The sequence below is a fragment of the Bacillus cereus group sp. MYBK95-2 genome (assembly GCF_051915225.1).
GTDB lineage: Bacteria > Bacillota > Bacilli > Bacillales > Bacillaceae_G > Bacillus_A > Bacillus_A cereus.
In genome coordinates, this window is record NZ_JBQAEH010000002.1 from 598,625 (window position 1) to 614,153 (window position 15,529).

The window sequence follows — 15,529 nt, forward strand, 5'->3', positions numbered from 1 at the left end:
TAACACTTCAAGTTCCCTTCCTGATTAATTTAGAAACACATTACCTTCATTGATTTCTTAAATCACTCCTCTAAGTAAACAATTAAGATAAATGTCCTATCTCAAAGCTCCTTTCCTAATTTTGGGATTACGAATTAAGTATAGTTCAAAAATAAAGTTATACAATTGAGAAAAATTAAAATGTTAAAAAATTACATTCTCGTAAATTTTTTAACATTTACTAAAAAATATTTGTTATAGAGAGGAGATTCACATACCCATCAAGCTAAACTTTTGAAATATCTCCAAAACGAAAATTCTATCTCTTCATAATTATTCATACAATCCGATTCAGTTTTCCTTTCTATGGGGGCAATTTAACTCTTAACTTGATGGGCATGTGGCGTTACCTCTAGGAGATAGCTTCATCTAGATAGGATAATGTAAACATGAAAAAATAGGTAAAGTGGAAACACGTTTGTTTATTTGCAAAATGAATAAAAAGAAAACCCCCTTGCAGATAAATGTAAGAGGGTATTTTTGAGCAGTAATTTCGTATCCATGTGTGCGTAAAAATTTTTCCGTTATCGCTCCCTTTGATAGAATCTATTTTTATATGGTTTTTTACCGAATTTTTTAAAAATTAAATTTTATGGCTTGATAATTCATTTAAAATGATTTAATCTTATGTCAAATGATATGTTTATCTATCAAAAATACTTTTGTAAAGATAAAGGAGTGATTGAGAATGTTAAACGCCCCATTGATGGTAAGTCTTTAGGTACAGCAGCATTGAAAAGATTGGGAAGAACTGAGTGAGCTTTCACAATAAAGAACTCTATAACTTTATGTAGTGTTTGATACCCTTCGATTAGATTTTTTGAAAAACAAATCAATATTAATTGAATCAAAGTTTAGAAATTAAATATATGAGTAGTAGAAAAAATCCATTAGTTGTTATCATGTCCTGATAAAAAAATGTAAAAAATAGAAAATGGAAATTCTGAGAAAACCTGTTCAGAAAGTATGGTATGAAAGTAAGTTAGTGAGGGGAATTCAAAACCAATTTAATAAAAGCGAGGTAAATAATATGACTTTTGAAGAAAAATTACAAGCATATGCAGAACTTACGGTGAAAATCGGTGTCAATATTCAACCAGGGCAATACTTATTAGTCAATACATCAGTGGATGCATTGGATTTCGCCCGTATAGTTGTGAAAGAGGCTTATAAGGCTGGGGCAGGGCGTGTTCATGTTAATTTTTCGGATGAAGAAATGGAACGTGCTTACTTTGATTATGCCTCAGATGAAGAATTTAATCGCTTCCCAGAGTGGATAGTCAAAATGAATGATGAGCTGATCGAACGTAAAGGAGCAATATTAATGATAGATGCTACAGATCCTGATAAATTTACAGGTATTTCATCTGATCGTCTAGCTACCTATCAAAAGGTAGCAGGAGCTGCTCTGAGAAACAATCGCAACGCCGTAATGAAGGATTCAATAGCTTGGTCGATGGTAGCAGTTCCTTCACCAAAGTGGGCATCGAAGGTGTTCCCAGGTTTAGCAACTGAGGATCAAGTACCAGCATTATGGGAGGCTATTTTTAAAGCTGTTCGTATTGGTGACGGCAGTGCTATTGAAAAATGGCGTGAACATGTAACAAATTTAGAATCTCGTGCGGTCCTACTGAACGATAAAAAATATATGAAGCTTCACTATACAGCGCCAGGTACTGATTTAACAATTGCATTAGCACCACAGCATAAATGGGTTACTGGAGGTGGTAAAACTCCTGATGATACTATCTTTATGGCTAATATGCCGACAGAAGAGGTTTATACGTTACCGATGAAACAAGGTGTAAATGGCTATGTAAGCAATACAAAACCATTAGTTTATCAAGGGAATATTATCGATGGCTTTAAACTGACATTTGAAGAAGGAAAAATTGTTAAAGCTGAAGCACAGGTAGGACATGATTTATTACAAGAGCTTATTAATGTGGATGAAGGCTCTTGCTATTTAGGTGAAGTAGCACTTGTACCACATGAATCACCAATTTCAGCATCGGGAATTTTATATTTTAATACATTGTTTGATGAAAATGCATCGAACCATTTAGCGATTGGTAAAGCTTATCCAACTTGCTTAGAGGGTGGAAGAGATTTAGAAAACGATCAGCTTGAAACGTTAGGGGCAAATATTTCAGTAACACATGAGGACTTTATGATTGGCAGCAGTGAGATGGACATTGACGGTATTCTACCAGATGGAACTGTAGAACCAATTTTTCGTAAAGGTAGCTGGGCATTTTAAGTTTTTAATTTGAATAAAGGAGTAGAGTGGATGAAACGGTTACTAAGCATAATTGGTGCAACTATATAGGTGTTTCATCTGCTTTTGCTTAGGCTGAAAACTACCTCTTTAATTAGAAGTAAAATGCATGCAAAGGAGATAGGCCAATGAATTTCTGGGAAGTTGTTTTGATAGTAGTGAATTTTAGTCTATTGAGTTGGATACTGTTAATAGGCAGAAAAACGAAAAAGTGGTCTAAATTAGCTACTTTGATTGCCGTTGTAATGGTTACAGTTCAGTTATTGGCAGAAGGTTTTAGGTGGCAGATGATTCCGGCATATGTATCCCCAGTTATCTTAATTTTATGCTATTTATTAGCTGGGCGGAAAAAGGGCTTTAGAAGTTCGGGTATATTCATAGTTAAGACTTCGTTACTATGTATCTATTTGTCTGTAGCAGTTGCGCTACCCTTACTTATGCCAGTATTTTCATTTGAAGAACCAACTGGTCCACATAGGGTCGGTACGAAGCTATATCATTGGGTTGATCATCAGAGAAATGAACCATATTCAAAAAATCCAAACGATCGGCGCGAACTGATGGTGCAAATTTGGTATCCTGCAGCTGAAAAAAGCAAGGGGGATCCAGAACCTTATATTCGTAACATAAATGAGCTCTCCAAGGGATTGGAAAAAACATTGTCTATTCCTGCATTTGCATTCAGCCACATGGAATTGGTAAAGTCTCATTCGTTTATGGATTTACAACTCTCAGACTCAGAGAATCACTATCCCATATTACTCTTCTCTCATGGTTTTAATGGTTTTCGTAATCAAAACACGTTTCAAGTTGAGGAGTTGGCTAGTCAAGGATATATTGTTCTAAGTATCGATCATACCTTTGATGCTGCAGCTACCGTCTTTCCAGGTGGTCGAACTGCTTACGTACAGCCCATCAATTTAACTGATGAAGGAGATAGTCACATAAAATTATGGGAGGAAGATGTCAGCTTTGTCCTTAATCAGATAGAGAAACTTAACGAAAACGATGAGACCGGTTTCTTTACAGGAAGACTGGATACCTCGCGAATTGGAATGTTTGGCCACTCTTACGGTGGAGCTACCGCAGCACAAATACTTGCAAAAGATTCTCGTGTCAAAGCAGCTATCAATATGGATGGTACATTGTATGGTGAAATCTTGCCTGAAAGTGGCATTGGAAAACCATTTCTGCTCATGAATGCAGAAGAGCCTGATGAAGCAGATCCCTTTGAAGTGAGGGAGCGATACGGACGCGGGTTAGCTGGCGGTGGTATGTCAATAGTCATTCCTCATACGGATCATACAAGCTTTACCGATTTACATTTGTTCTCACCTCTGTTGCAGAGCCCAGGTGAAAATCCAAAGGAAGTTCATCGTATTATTAACGAATTCAGCCTGGCATTTTTTGACCAGTATGTAAAACAGAAGGATGACGGCTCAACCCTTAAAAGGCTGATAACCAAATACCCGGAAGTGAATTTTAAAATAAACCGATAACTTTATGCAGAAAGTAACTCGTACCATTTCCTTTGGCTCTTGTATTTATTACATTAAAGAATTTAATTTCTTCATCGTTATCTAAATAATGAAATGCTAAAAATGAAACATTCAAAGTACTATCAGTTTCAGGAATATAATTCTTTTTGAAAAGCTACATTCAGCAGCTGGACACTTTATTTGAGATTGTTTATTATAATATCAAATGATATATTTATCTATCAAAAATGACGACTTTATACAGAAAAAGGGAGAGATTGACGATGAAGAAAGACTTGTCAGCGTTGAAGGAAGCGAGATTTAATGCAATTCTTGATTCAGCTACTATATTGCTTGTTGAAAATCCTACTGCTTCGATGAATGAAATTGCGGAATATGCGGGAATTGGAATTGCTACACTCCATCGCTACGTCGAAAGCAGGGAGAAATTGATGCTGTTCTTGGGCCATCGGGCTATACAACTGGTAAGTGATACTGTAAACCAGATTCCACTGGATGAGGAAAGAAGCGAAAACTATATCCCGGAACTCATTGAAGCGTTAATCCCTTTAGGTGACAAAATCTATTTTCTAGGTCATGATGCATCTGTATTTAACAACAAAGAATTAGGTGAAGCAGAAGAGAAGCTGAGGGAACCCTTAAGACGCGTTATTGAATTGCTACAACAAAGAGGTTACTTTCAGCAAACAGTTAGCAGTGAATGGATTTTGAATACGCTTTATGCTCTGCTTTTCCATACCTGGGAACAGGTACATGAAGGAAATGTGGCTAAAAAATCTGCTGCAGAGCTTGTTTTAAATACATTTTATTATGGTTTCAAAGCTAAGGATGAATTGAGAGGGAAGTGAACTGATTCAAATCCATGATAATTAATATTAATAATATAGAAAGTGAAAAGGAGCAATAGGATAATGAATAAAATCTCTATTGTAAAGGCTGTTCATCAATCCATGGTCGGCGCCCAGCTAAATGTAATGGCATTGGAATACATGGCGTTTCCACTTGCAGGATCTGAGGAGAAGAACACAGTCGATTGGACATTTTGTAAGCTATGGCGGCAGGAGAACAACCGTTTTAGTCATCAATACGCCTATGAAGCTCAAATGGACGGGAAAACTTTAGGGATGATTACTTGCTATCCCATACCCGTTTTAAATCGTCTTGCCTGGCCCACTTTTAAACAGCTGCTTTCGTTCCGAAAGCTGGGTTTTGTTGTTTATAACATTCTGAATATCAAAATGCTTTATTCCATGTTTACCTTGAAGGAGGGAGAAGATGACGAGTTTCACATCGGAACAATTGCCTTACTGCCCGAAAGTCGAGGACTAGGGATAGGTACCAGATTAATTGAGTTTGCTGAGGAACAAGCTTCGCTGCAAGGCTTTGCCAAATGCTCTCTGACGGTAAAGAAAGAGAACCAACTTGCCATTAAATTGTATCAGAGGATAGGCTACCAGATTACAGGTGAAATCAATAAACCAAAGTTATCGTTGTACAGAATGGTCAAAAACGTAGAACCTTACAACCATTTATAAAAAATTTGTACAGTATTAGAGGGTACCAGCACATGCCCATAAGCTTAAGGATTCAAAATTACCCCAAAGTAAAAAATGTACATTTTTTACAAGTTAACACAAAATTTTAGCTTGATAGTGATGGGATGAGGCTTCTATATAAAAAAACACAGTTTACACTCAAACTGTGTTTTTTCGACGTATAATGCTTTATCAACATCTCTTTTTATTCTTTAAAATCTGCAACAGAACCAGGCCCCTCCTCAAAGTATAAATTCCAAGGGAGGAACCGTTTTTTTATTTACTTATATACGTACAGCTGTACCACTGACAGCAACCATTAACATTCCATCACGTACAACTTCGTAATCTACGTCAATACCAACGATAGCGTTCGCACCTTTTTGTTTTGCAAGTTCTTTCATTTCGTCCATTGCAATATCACGAGCGTCTTTTAGCTTACTTTCATAAGCACCAGCACGGCCACCGACAACATCACGAACTGAAGCGAATAAATCGCGGACAATGTTTGCACCCATAATAGCTTCACCATTTACAATATCAATATACTCAATAATTTCTTTACCTTGAATTCCAGACGTTGTTGTTACAATCATAACCGACACTCTCCTAATAAGTTGTAGTTTTGATAAGATTTCTTATGCTTTAGAAAAAGTGGTTCTGGTACCAAAAATACTCGATAGAAACATAGAGTATTTTTGCATCAAAACCTTCAATTACATATGTCTTGTTATGACATATGCAATTAAATAAAAGGAATAAAATTGTTTAACATATGTATCGCTATAACATATGCAAGGGATCTATTAGAAATAAGATAAGCCGCAGTAAGCATCACCGTACCAGGTAAATATATAGCAAGATCCGAAAGTTGATTTGAATGAAGACCTGCAAAAATTATAATCGAAACGATGGATGCAATAGCAGTACCAACATATTCCGAAAAACGATTCACTAATATATGACGAAATATGATTTCTTCAATTATTGGCCCTATAATCCCAAATAGAAGTAATGTGAATATAATAGGCACCTCTGCGCCCCTTGTAAGGACCTGTTCTTGGTTCTCTGGCTGACCTATGTTTAGAAAATGCATAATAGAATTTTCCACAATTACCATAAGTAAAACCACCATAGGAATGCTTACTATTTTCAAAATTGTTTTCTCTTTAAAATAAGTAAAACTTTCAATAATTTCTTTCCTAAAGAAAATTATTCCTACAATAGCAGGTACAGTCAAACCGATGGCACTAAGAGCAAATTCTGATTCAACTAAATTACTGTTAGTTAAAAGTGATAGGCCAAATAATATGAACAAGCCAATTTGGAGTAGTGCAAACATTGTATAAACTATTAACATAATAATTTCTTTTTTATTCATTTTTATAAAGTTCACTTTATTGCCCCCGTAATTAAATTACCTATAATCTTTGATTTTTCTTTCTGCATAACGTTCTCCTTCTAAATATATTTATATTAAAAACCGGACGGTTCGGTCTGAATCGAAATCTAATGATACTACAAGTTTCTAGTTTTTTAAACCCTTTTAACGAAATCAAAATGGTAAAAAGCAAATATATTTATATCTCAGTTGCTTATTTACAAGCAAATTTCAGTACTCATTAATTTTTGACAATTAGCTTTTTATAGAATGAAGTGATAAGGCTTTTAACTGCAAGGACTGCGGGAGATATCCTAATATACGAAGTGAAAGTGGGAGTAGTTCAAACACTTTAGCTAAACATATTAATAAAAATTATATATAATAATCATAGTCTATACGTTAAAATTAACTATATATTTTTACACCTTCTACAATTGTAGGTGAAATTAGTTGTATAACAGGACTGAATTAAATAATTGGACATGTTAATTTTGACAGAAAATTTATTTGAATGATATAGATAATACAATTTGATTACCTCTTTTCAAACTGTATTGTTTGAGGTTCACATAATATAGGGATGGATAATATATTTTTGTTCCAAACTTATTTATACTTACAAAAAAATTCAAGAAAATAGATGGTAAATATCACCTGGAATATTAAGCTCGTTTTTATTAGGAGGATTACAAAGTATGACTAAAGTTGATAAGATTAAAGAAAAAATTATTGAAACATCTTTATATTTATTTAATACTAATGGGATAACTCGCACATCCATACAGGATATAATGACAGCTACTGAACTACCTAAAGGATCTATTTATCGTAGATTCAAAAGTAAAGAAGAAATTGTCCTTGCTGCCTATGACAAAAGTGGTGAGATTATGTGGAGTCATTTTCATAAAGCAATGGAAAATAAAAAGACAGCAATCGATAAAATCCTTGCAATTTTCCTTGTATATCAAGATGCAGCTAATAATCCTCCTATTGCTGGAGGCTGTCCATTACTTAATAGCGCAATTGAAAGTACTGGAGTATTTCCAGAATTACAAAAAGCAGCAGCAAAAGGTTATGATGATACAGTAATGTTAATGGCTTCTCTCATAAAAGAAGGAATAGAGAAACAAGAACTTAAAGAAGATATAGATATTATATCGCTCGCTTCTTTTCTTGCATCTTCAATGGAGGGAGCTATTATGGCAAGTCGCGTATCTAACGATAATATACACCATCATTATTTTATTGAACAAATAAAACATCATCTTTTCTCTTATTCTAAATAAGTGAGAACTTGCAGTGTTTCCATCCGATTTTTATAAACTTAAATTGAATACATACCCCTTATGAACAGTATCTTTTGTTTATGAGGGGTATTTGAATAGCTTTTAGACGATGTTTCATGTTTCTTATTGAACGGCTTTGTTATCGTTACTACAGGAAAAGCAATAAAGAATTACATATAAACCGATTTATATGTTTTAAGTGTTTCTATATTGGGTTTGTAAATCTACACAATAAGGTTTCATTGTATATAATAAGTGGAATAGAAGTTCAGTTAGATAAAATTCGGTAGTCGAATTTTTTTGCATAAAGCTGTATAATGCTTGTAACGAAAGGGAAATACAGGAAGGGATTTGTAATGAGTTACTATGGAAAAAGATAAACAACAATTAAGCGTTGAAGTTGCAAGATTATATTATCAATCAGATTATAGTCAGCAAGAAATTGCTAATAAATTAAATATTTCAAGACCGACGATTTCTAGATTGTTAAAGTACGCGAAAGAAAAAGGGTTTGTTCAAATTAGCATCGCTGATCCATTTGCTGATTTAGATAACGTCGGGAATTTACTGAAAGAAAAGTACAACTTGTTAGAGGCACATGTGGTATTTTCTCCAGTGCCGGAATATGCAACGATTACAGAGTATATAAGTAAATATGCTGCTGAGTATATGGAAAAGACGGTTAAAAACGGTGATATTGTTGGTGTAAGCTGGGGCATGACTATGTATGAAATCGCTAGAAAAATCGTACCGCAACATGTAAAAGGGGTAGAGGTTGTCCAGCTAAAAGGTGGTATTAGTCATTCAAGTGTAAATACATATGCGAATGAGACGATAGCTTTATTTGCAGATGCTTTTCAAACGACGCCAAGAAATCTACCTCTTCCGGTTATATTTGATAATGCAGTGACAAAAGAATTAGTGGAGCAGGATCGACATATTCATCACATTATCGAAATGGGAAAACAAGCGAATATTGCAATTTTCACTGTAGGAACAGTGCGAGACGAAGCGCTATTATTCCGATTAGGTTATTTCGATAAGGATGAAACAAATTTACTCAAAAAACAATCGGTCGGTGACATTTGTTCACGTTTCTTTGATGGTGACGGAAATATTAGTAGTGAAGAAATCAATAAGCGTACCATTGGAATTGAGTTAGAGGAACTGAAATTAAAGAAACGCTCTATTTTAGTTGCAGGTGGTAATAGAAAAATAAAAGCAATTGATGGTGCGTTACGTGGCGGGTATGCAAATGTATTAATTATCGATCAGCATACAGCAAAAGAACTGTTACATTATCAAAAAGGTTAGAAATAAAAGGAGTTCTCAAAATTAACATATTGAGAACTCCTTTTATTTTGTTATGTATGAATGATAGGAGTCTTTTTTGAACACAATTTGCCTTTTTAAAAATAATTATGGATATGGAGATACATACTACCATTGTTAACATAGAAAATTTGATTATATATGAACTGTTCTTTGTTAGAATGCGCTTTATTTACTACAAGAAAATGCTTTTTAAAAAAGAATGAACAAAATTTCAAAAGTGTATTTACATTTGTTCAACTAAGAGTTAGAATGAAGTTGTTAAAAGATATGAGGAGTGAAGATAATGAACATTGCAAAGTTAATTGACCATACAATTTTAAAAGCTAATACTACTAAAGAAGATGTTATGAAAGTAATCGAAGAAGCAAAGGAATATAAATTCGCTTCTGTTTGTATTAACCCAACATGGGTAAAATTAGCGGCTGATGAACTAGCTGGACATGATGTAGACGTTTGTACTGTAATCGGTTTCCCATTAGGAGCAAGCACTACTGAAACAAAAGCATTTGAAACAAAAGATGCTATCGCAAAAGGTGCAACTGAAGTTGATATGGTAATCAACGTAGGCGCTTTAAAAGATGGCGATAACGAATTTGTTGAAAAAGACATTTATGAAGTAGTACAAGCAGCAAAAGGAAAAGCTCTTGTAAAAGTAATCATTGAAACTTGCCTATTAACAGATGAAGAGAAAGTACGTGCTTGTGAATTATCAGTAAAAGCTGGTGCTGATTTCGTAAAAACTTCAACTGGATTCTCAACTGGCGGAGCAACTGCTGAAGATATCGCATTAATGCGTAAAACAGTAGGACCAAACGTTGGTGTAAAAGCATCTGGCGGTGTTCGTACACGTGAAGATGCAGACAAAATGGTAGCTGCTGGAGCTTCTCGCGTTGGAGCAAGTGCTAGTGTTGCAATCGTATTAAATGATGCAAAAGGTGCTACAGATAACTACTAATCGATAAAAGCTTAAAGCAATAGATATACGTTTAAAGTATATCTATTGCTTTAATAATTGAAAAAAATGTAAGCGGATACGAATGGGAGGAAACGGCTTATGAAATACTTAATCGGTGTTTTTGGCCTCGTATTGATTTTAGGTATCGCTTGGCTTGCTAGTAATGATAGAAAGAAAGTCAAATATCGTCCAATCATAACGATGGTTATATTACAATTCATTTTGGGGTTTCTATTATTAAATACAAGTGTAGGGAATATATTAATTAGCGGAATAGCAGATGGTTTTGGAGAGCTATTAAAATATGCCGCTGACGGTGTGAATTTCGTATTTGGTGGATTAGTAAATCAAAAAGAGTTTTCGTTCTTTTTAAGTGTATTAATGCCAATCGTATTTATATCAGCCTTAATAGGTATTTTGCAACATATTAAAGTATTACCTATTATTGTGAAATCTATCGGTCTAGCATTAAGTAAAGTAAATGGAATGGGGAAACTAGAATCATATAACGCTGTTGCATCTGCGATTTTAGGACAATCTGAAGTATTTATTTCAGTTAAGAAACAACTAGGGTTATTGCCAGAGAAAAGAATGTATACATTATGTGCATCAGCAATGTCTACAGTTTCTATGTCTATCGTTGGATCATATATGGTGTTATTAAAACCACAATATGTTGTAACCGCTTTAGTGCTTAACTTATTCGGTGGTTTCATCATTGCTTCTATCATTAACCCATATGAAGTTACTGAGGAAGAAGATATGTTAGAAGTACAAGAAGAAGAGAAGAAGACCTTCTTTGAAGTATTAGGGGAATACATTATTGATGGATTTAAAGTTGCGATTACAGTAGCAGCTATGTTAGTCGGTTTCGTTGCTCTTATCGCATTCATTAATGCAGTATTTAAAGGTGTAATCGGTATTTCATTCCAAGAAATTCTTGGTTATGCATTTGCACCATTTGCATTTATTATGGGTGTACCTTGGCATGAAGCAGTTAATGCCGGAAATATTATGGCAACAAAATTAGTATCAAATGAATTTGTCGCTATGACAGATTTAGCACAAGGAAACTTTAATTTCTCAGATAGAACGACAGCGATTATCTCTGTATTCTTAGTTTCATTTGCAAACTTCTCTTCAATTGGGATTATTGCAGGGGCAGTTAAGAGCTTAAATGAAAAGCAAGGGAATGTAGTCGCAAGATTTGGTTTGAAATTACTATTCGGTGCAACATTAGTAAGTTTCTTATCAGCAACAATCGTTGGCTTATTATTTTAATAGATTTATATAATATAAAAAGGAATGGTGATTGTAATGAGAATGGTAGATATTATTGCAAAAAAACGTGACGGTAAAGAATTAACGACTGAAGAAATCAAATTCTTTATTAATGGATATACAGACGGAAGTATTCCTGATTATCAAGTGAGTGCGCTTGCAATGGCAATCTTCTTTAAAGATATGACAGATCGCGAACGTGCAGATTTAACGATGGCGATGGTTGAGTCTGGAGAAACGATCGACTTATCAGCAATTGAAGGAATTAAAGTAGACAAACATTCAACTGGCGGTGTTGGTGATACAACAACATTAGTATTAGGACCGTTAGTAGCTGCTTTAGATGTACCAGTAGCAAAAATGTCTGGTCGTGGTTTAGGACATACAGGCGGAACAATTGATAAATTAGAAGCGGTAGAAGGATTCCACGTTGAAATTACGAAAGAACAATTCATTGATATTGTAAACCGTGACAAAGTAGCTGTTATTGGACAAACAGGAAACTTAACACCTGCAGATAAAAAGATTTATGCATTACGCGACGTAACAGGAACTGTTAACTCAATTCCTTTAATCGCAAGTTCAATTATGAGTAAAAAAATTGCAGCTGGTGCTGACGCAATCGTACTTGATGTAAAAACAGGTGCTGGTGCATTTATGAAAACAGAAGAAGATGCAAAAGAATTAGCACATGCAATGGTACGTATCGGAAATAACGTAGGACGTCAAACAATGGCAGTTATTTCAGATATGTCACAACCTCTTGGATTTGCGATTGGTAATGCTCTAGAAGTGAAAGAAGCGATTGATACGTTAAAAGGTGAAGGTCCAGAAGATTTAACAGAATTAGTACTCGTATTAGGAAGTCAAATGGTCGTACTTGCGAAAAAAGCAAATACGTTAGAAGAAGCTCGTGAAATGCTAATTGAAGTGATGAAGAACGGAAAAGCAACTGAGAAGTTTAAAGAGTTCTTAAGCAATCAAGGCGGAGATAGCTCAATTGTAGACAATCCAGAAAAAATGCCACAAGCGAAGTATGTAATTGATGTACCTGCAAAAACTTCAGGTGTTATTTCTAACATTGTTGCAGATGAGATTGGTATTGCAGCTATGTTACTTGGTGCAGGTCGTGCAACGAAGGAAGATGAAATCGATTTAGCAGTAGGATTAATGTTACGTAAAAAAGTTGGCGATGCAGTAAAAGAAGGCGAGCCTTTCGTAACAATCTACGCAAACCGTGAAAATGTAGAAGATGTAAAAGCAAAAATTTATGAGAACATCTCTATCGCTGAAACAGCAGTGGCTCCTAAATTAGTTCATACAGTTATTACTGACTAATCATCATTTCATTTACTTTGAGGGGGAAATAATATGGATAAGAAAAAATATATTGAAGAAGCAAACAAGATGTTATCGAAAGCGTATATTCCGTATTCTAAATTTCCTGTTGGCGCAGCGTTAGTTACGAAAGAAGGGAAAATCTATACTGGTTGTAATATAGAAAATGCTTCTTATGGTTTATGTAACTGTGCAGAAAGAACAGCAATATTTAAAGCGGTATCAGAAGGGGAGCGCGATTTTAGTTATTTAGTTATTACAGGAGAAACTGATGGACCTATTTCACCATGTGGTGCGTGTAGACAAGTAATTGCTGAATTCTGTGATCCGAAAATGCCTGTATTACTAACGAATGTAAAAGGTGATGAAAAAGAAGTGACTGTTGAGCAATTACTTCCAGGTGCTTTCACAATTGACGATTTAAAATAAGTTAAAAAGCCATTTTGCAATTATTAATTGCAGAATGGTTTTTTTGTTCATATTCCGTTCATAAACTTTGCGTAAAATGATTGCAGCGAATATGGAAAGTTTACAGCAGGAGGAATATAATGAAGAAATTCTATAATGCGGCATGTAGTTACTTATTGGTTTATGATTTTGTTAAAAAAGTCATTTAAATAGATAGGAGTGGAAAGTATGATAGCACTTTTATCAAGTGCCGTAGCAGTTTGTATGGCTGTTGGGGTAATGTTTCTACGTTTTAAAGCAGCGAAAAAGCCAATAACGAAAAAGAAAATTATATTACCACCAATTTTTATGAGTACAGGCGCGATGATGTACTTTTTACCAGATTTTCGATTAACATCGTTAGAAATAGTCGAGGCAATTAGTATAGGGATTATTTTCTCTATTTTTCTTATTAAAACAACTAAGTTCGAAATAAAAGGCGAACATATATTTATGAAACCGTCAAAAGCATTCATATTCATTTTAGTAGGCTTATTAGCTGTACGCGTGGCATTAAAGTCATATTTAAGCCAATCAATTGATTTGGCAGAGTTAAGCGGAATGTTTTTCTTACTTGCATTTGCGATGATTGTGTCGTGGAGAATTGCGATGTATCGCTCGTTTACTAAATTAGAAAAGACAATAAACAGAGCTGGAATTTCTATATAGGAAATCCAGCTCTGTTTATGTTTTATTAAAATTCTTTAGCGCGGAACTCATTTGCTTAATTTTAAACGTATTTGAGCATCTTGTAATGCGGCTGGTGTAACGTTAAGACCATTTTGATCAACAATTTTTGTGTTTAATAAAATGGAATCTAAGCTTCCACGAAATGTTTGTGTATAGTTTTGACGCAACATTTGTTGTTCTTGTTTTTCATCAACTGTTAATCCAGTTGCTTTTTCTTTTTTGGACAATTCGTTAATACGGAATAAAATATTTTTCATTTGTTTCACCTCTAGTTAGATTTAATTACATTAGCTGCTTACTAATGTATAGTTATTTTAACCTATCTTTTAATAAGTGTCAATGTCTATAAAATGCCTTGTTTTGTAAGTGTATGGGGTGAGAGAGAATGTAAATGACTACTAATACTTGAAATAGAAAAGATGTTAATATACAATACCGTAGTAGGGTATAAAATTGTTGTTTTACATTATGAAAGAAATGAGCACAAAGGAGTATGTAATAATGAATGCAGTAATTTTAAAGAAAGAAACAATCATCTCATATACGATTGCTATTTTATTTATTTTAGCCATGGTAACAGCGGGTGTGTTATTAAATGATCCGGAAGTTATTCTGCCGGAAATAGCAGCGATGGCAATTGCTTTATGGGCGTATCGTGAGCCAGGATGGTTAAGGCAACCAGAAAAAATCTTCATTGCACCTTCAATAACAGCTGTGATTGGTTTTATGGTGAATCAAATGGATATTGCTTATTTAGGGAAAGTAAGTTTAACGCTTGTATTCATGATGCTTTTTTTACGTGTAATTCAATCCAATTTAGCACCATCTATTGCGACAGGTTTATTACCATTAGTAACAAATGCGACGGAATGGTCATTTGTTATCGCGGTATTCGCTTTAACATTTATTTTAATGGTTGGTGTTCTTATATTTAAATTGAATAACGGTATTAAGCGAAAAGTGCAAATACAGTATAAATATATGACTGTATTTCTCATACTAAATTTCGTATGGATTAGTTTATGTTGGATAACTGGTTATGAACAATTAGCAGTTATTCCACCAATATTAGTTGTTGTATATGAATCACTTCAAAAGCCGATGTACAATGAAAAAATGGCTTTTAAACAAATAGTAGTATTAACTACATCTGCAACTGTTGGAACAATATTGTACTTTGCGATTGATTCATGGATTGTAGTCACTTTATTAAATATGATATTAATGCTTATTTTATTAAAAATTGTTGGTGTACGTATTCCAGCAGTGTATGCATTTCCATTATTGCCGCTCGTATTTCCAGATGGAATGATAAAGATGTTACCAGTAGCTTCATTTGTTGCGGGAGTATTTTTATTTGGTGCAGTACTACTGTATAAAAAGTGGGAGATGAAGCAAAAGAGCATGGCAATGTAGATAGAGTAAAGATAGCTTTTAATTAGTAAAATAAATAGACACCTGT

At 34.3% G+C, this 15,529-nt stretch carries 15 protein-coding genes; 12 read left to right on the top strand and 3 right to left on the bottom strand.

Annotated elements, in window-relative coordinates:
- Positions 1-1,069 precede the first annotated feature (1,069 nt).
- The 4 genes from ACTFN4_RS10055 (at position 1,070) to ACTFN4_RS10070 (ending at position 5,351) form a co-directional block, all read left to right on the top strand.
- Positions 1,070-2,299 carry an aminopeptidase gene (locus tag ACTFN4_RS10055; protein WP_439962255.1) on the top strand — a complete coding sequence of 410 codons (1,230 nt, stop codon included), beginning with the start codon at positions 1,070-1,072 and terminating at the stop codon, positions 2,297-2,299.
- A gap of 146 nt (positions 2,300-2,445) precedes the next feature.
- Positions 2,446-3,816, top strand: coding sequence for an alpha/beta hydrolase family protein (locus tag ACTFN4_RS10060; protein WP_439962256.1), 1,371 nt, complete (start codon positions 2,446-2,448; stop codon positions 3,814-3,816).
- Between the two features lie 263 nt (positions 3,817-4,079).
- Entirely contained in the window at positions 4,080-4,664 is a 585-nt protein-coding gene (locus tag ACTFN4_RS10065; RefSeq protein WP_000710981.1) for a TetR/AcrR family transcriptional regulator, read from the top strand.
- 63 nt (positions 4,665-4,727) lie between these two features.
- Positions 4,728-5,351 carry a GNAT family N-acetyltransferase gene (locus ACTFN4_RS10070; protein WP_001033856.1) on the top strand — a complete coding sequence of 208 codons (624 nt, stop codon included), beginning with the start codon at positions 4,728-4,730 and terminating at the stop codon, positions 5,349-5,351.
- A 284-nt stretch (positions 5,352-5,635) separates the two neighbouring features.
- Here the strand turns inward: ACTFN4_RS10070 and ACTFN4_RS10075 are convergent, their stop codons facing one another.
- Both ACTFN4_RS10075 and ACTFN4_RS10080 read right to left on the bottom strand, forming a co-directional pair.
- Entirely contained in the window at positions 5,636-5,947 is a 312-nt protein-coding gene (locus ACTFN4_RS10075; protein WP_000637505.1) for a heavy metal-binding domain-containing protein, read from the bottom strand.
- 149 nt (positions 5,948-6,096) lie between these two features.
- The gene (locus ACTFN4_RS10080) at positions 6,097-6,747 is read right to left on the bottom strand and encodes a CPBP family glutamic-type intramembrane protease (RefSeq protein ID WP_001009308.1); all 651 of its coding nucleotides are present in this window, start codon (positions 6,745-6,747) and stop codon (positions 6,097-6,099) included.
- Between the two features lie 683 nt (positions 6,748-7,430).
- On the opposite strand from ACTFN4_RS10080, the gene ACTFN4_RS10085 reads away from it, so the two are divergent.
- The 7 genes from ACTFN4_RS10085 (at position 7,431) to ACTFN4_RS10115 (ending at position 14,046) form a co-directional block, all read left to right on the top strand.
- Positions 7,431-8,021: a TetR/AcrR family transcriptional regulator gene (locus ACTFN4_RS10085; protein WP_000169640.1), complete on the top strand. Its 591-nt coding sequence runs from the start codon at positions 7,431-7,433 to the stop codon at positions 8,019-8,021.
- 366 nt (positions 8,022-8,387) lie between these two features.
- Positions 8,388-9,335 (top strand): sugar-binding transcriptional regulator, encoded by a 948-nt coding sequence (locus ACTFN4_RS10090; protein ID WP_000409781.1) that lies wholly within the window; start codon positions 8,388-8,390, stop codon positions 9,333-9,335.
- Between the two features lie 304 nt (positions 9,336-9,639).
- Positions 9,640-10,311, top strand: a complete 672-nt coding sequence (gene deoC / locus ACTFN4_RS10095) for a deoxyribose-phosphate aldolase (protein WP_001017440.1) — start codon at positions 9,640-9,642, stop codon at positions 10,309-10,311.
- A 99-nt stretch (positions 10,312-10,410) separates the two neighbouring features.
- Positions 10,411-11,592, top strand: a complete 1,182-nt coding sequence (locus tag ACTFN4_RS10100) for a NupC/NupG family nucleoside CNT transporter (protein ID WP_000876188.1) — start codon at positions 10,411-10,413, stop codon at positions 11,590-11,592.
- A gap of 36 nt (positions 11,593-11,628) precedes the next feature.
- The gene (locus ACTFN4_RS10105) at positions 11,629-12,930 is read left to right on the top strand and encodes a pyrimidine-nucleoside phosphorylase (RefSeq protein WP_001983022.1); all 1,302 of its coding nucleotides are present in this window, start codon (positions 11,629-11,631) and stop codon (positions 12,928-12,930) included.
- A gap of 33 nt (positions 12,931-12,963) precedes the next feature.
- Positions 12,964-13,359: a cytidine deaminase gene (locus ACTFN4_RS10110; protein WP_000358533.1), complete on the top strand. Its 396-nt coding sequence runs from the start codon at positions 12,964-12,966 to the stop codon at positions 13,357-13,359.
- A 207-nt stretch (positions 13,360-13,566) separates the two neighbouring features.
- Complete coding sequence (locus ACTFN4_RS10115) at positions 13,567-14,046, top strand: CcdC family protein (RefSeq protein ID WP_439962257.1); 480 nt, start codon at positions 13,567-13,569, stop codon at positions 14,044-14,046.
- 47 nt (positions 14,047-14,093) lie between these two features.
- Here ACTFN4_RS10115 and ACTFN4_RS10120 read toward each other — a convergent pair whose 3' ends face one another.
- A complete protein-coding gene (locus tag ACTFN4_RS10120; RefSeq protein WP_000789783.1) occupies positions 14,094-14,324 on the bottom strand; it encodes a DUF896 domain-containing protein in 231 nt (76 codons plus the stop codon).
- A gap of 244 nt (positions 14,325-14,568) precedes the next feature.
- Here ACTFN4_RS10120 and ACTFN4_RS10125 point away from each other — a divergent pair, with 244 nt between their 5' ends.
- A complete protein-coding gene (locus tag ACTFN4_RS10125; protein WP_439962258.1) occupies positions 14,569-15,483 on the top strand; it encodes a hypothetical protein in 915 nt (304 codons plus the stop codon).
- Positions 15,484-15,529: the final 46 nt, after the last annotated feature.

What these genes read in the sequence shown, in the direction of transcription:
- ACTFN4_RS10100 (WP_000876188.1), top strand. Translation starts at nt 10,411, where the DNA reads ATGAAATACTTAATCGGTGTTTTTGGCCTCGTATTGATTTTAGGTATC.
- ACTFN4_RS10070 (WP_001033856.1), top strand. Translation starts at nt 4,728, where the DNA reads ATGAATAAAATCTCTATTGTAAAGGCTGTTCATCAATCCATGGTCGGC.
- ACTFN4_RS10125 (WP_439962258.1), top strand. Translation starts at nt 14,569, where the DNA reads ATGAATGCAGTAATTTTAAAGAAAGAAACAATCATCTCATATACGATT.
- deoC (WP_001017440.1), top strand. Translation starts at nt 9,640, where the DNA reads ATGAACATTGCAAAGTTAATTGACCATACAATTTTAAAAGCTAATACT.
- ACTFN4_RS10065 (WP_000710981.1), top strand. Translation starts at nt 4,080, where the DNA reads ATGAAGAAAGACTTGTCAGCGTTGAAGGAAGCGAGATTTAATGCAATT.
- ACTFN4_RS10110 (WP_000358533.1), top strand. Translation starts at nt 12,964, where the DNA reads ATGGATAAGAAAAAATATATTGAAGAAGCAAACAAGATGTTATCGAAA.
- ACTFN4_RS10060 (WP_439962256.1), top strand. Translation starts at nt 2,446, where the DNA reads ATGAATTTCTGGGAAGTTGTTTTGATAGTAGTGAATTTTAGTCTATTG.
- ACTFN4_RS10120 (WP_000789783.1), bottom strand. Translation starts at nt 14,324, where the DNA reads ATGAAAAATATTTTATTCCGTATTAACGAATTGTCCAAAAAAGAAAAA.
- ACTFN4_RS10085 (WP_000169640.1), top strand. Translation starts at nt 7,431, where the DNA reads ATGACTAAAGTTGATAAGATTAAAGAAAAAATTATTGAAACATCTTTA.
- ACTFN4_RS10090 (WP_000409781.1), top strand. Translation starts at nt 8,388, where the DNA reads ATGGAAAAAGATAAACAACAATTAAGCGTTGAAGTTGCAAGATTATAT.
- ACTFN4_RS10105 (WP_001983022.1), top strand. Translation starts at nt 11,629, where the DNA reads ATGAGAATGGTAGATATTATTGCAAAAAAACGTGACGGTAAAGAATTA.
- ACTFN4_RS10115 (WP_439962257.1), top strand. Translation starts at nt 13,567, where the DNA reads ATGATAGCACTTTTATCAAGTGCCGTAGCAGTTTGTATGGCTGTTGGG.
- ACTFN4_RS10055 (WP_439962255.1), top strand. Translation starts at nt 1,070, where the DNA reads ATGACTTTTGAAGAAAAATTACAAGCATATGCAGAACTTACGGTGAAA.
- ACTFN4_RS10075 (WP_000637505.1), bottom strand. Translation starts at nt 5,947, where the DNA reads ATGATTGTAACAACAACGTCTGGAATTCAAGGTAAAGAAATTATTGAG.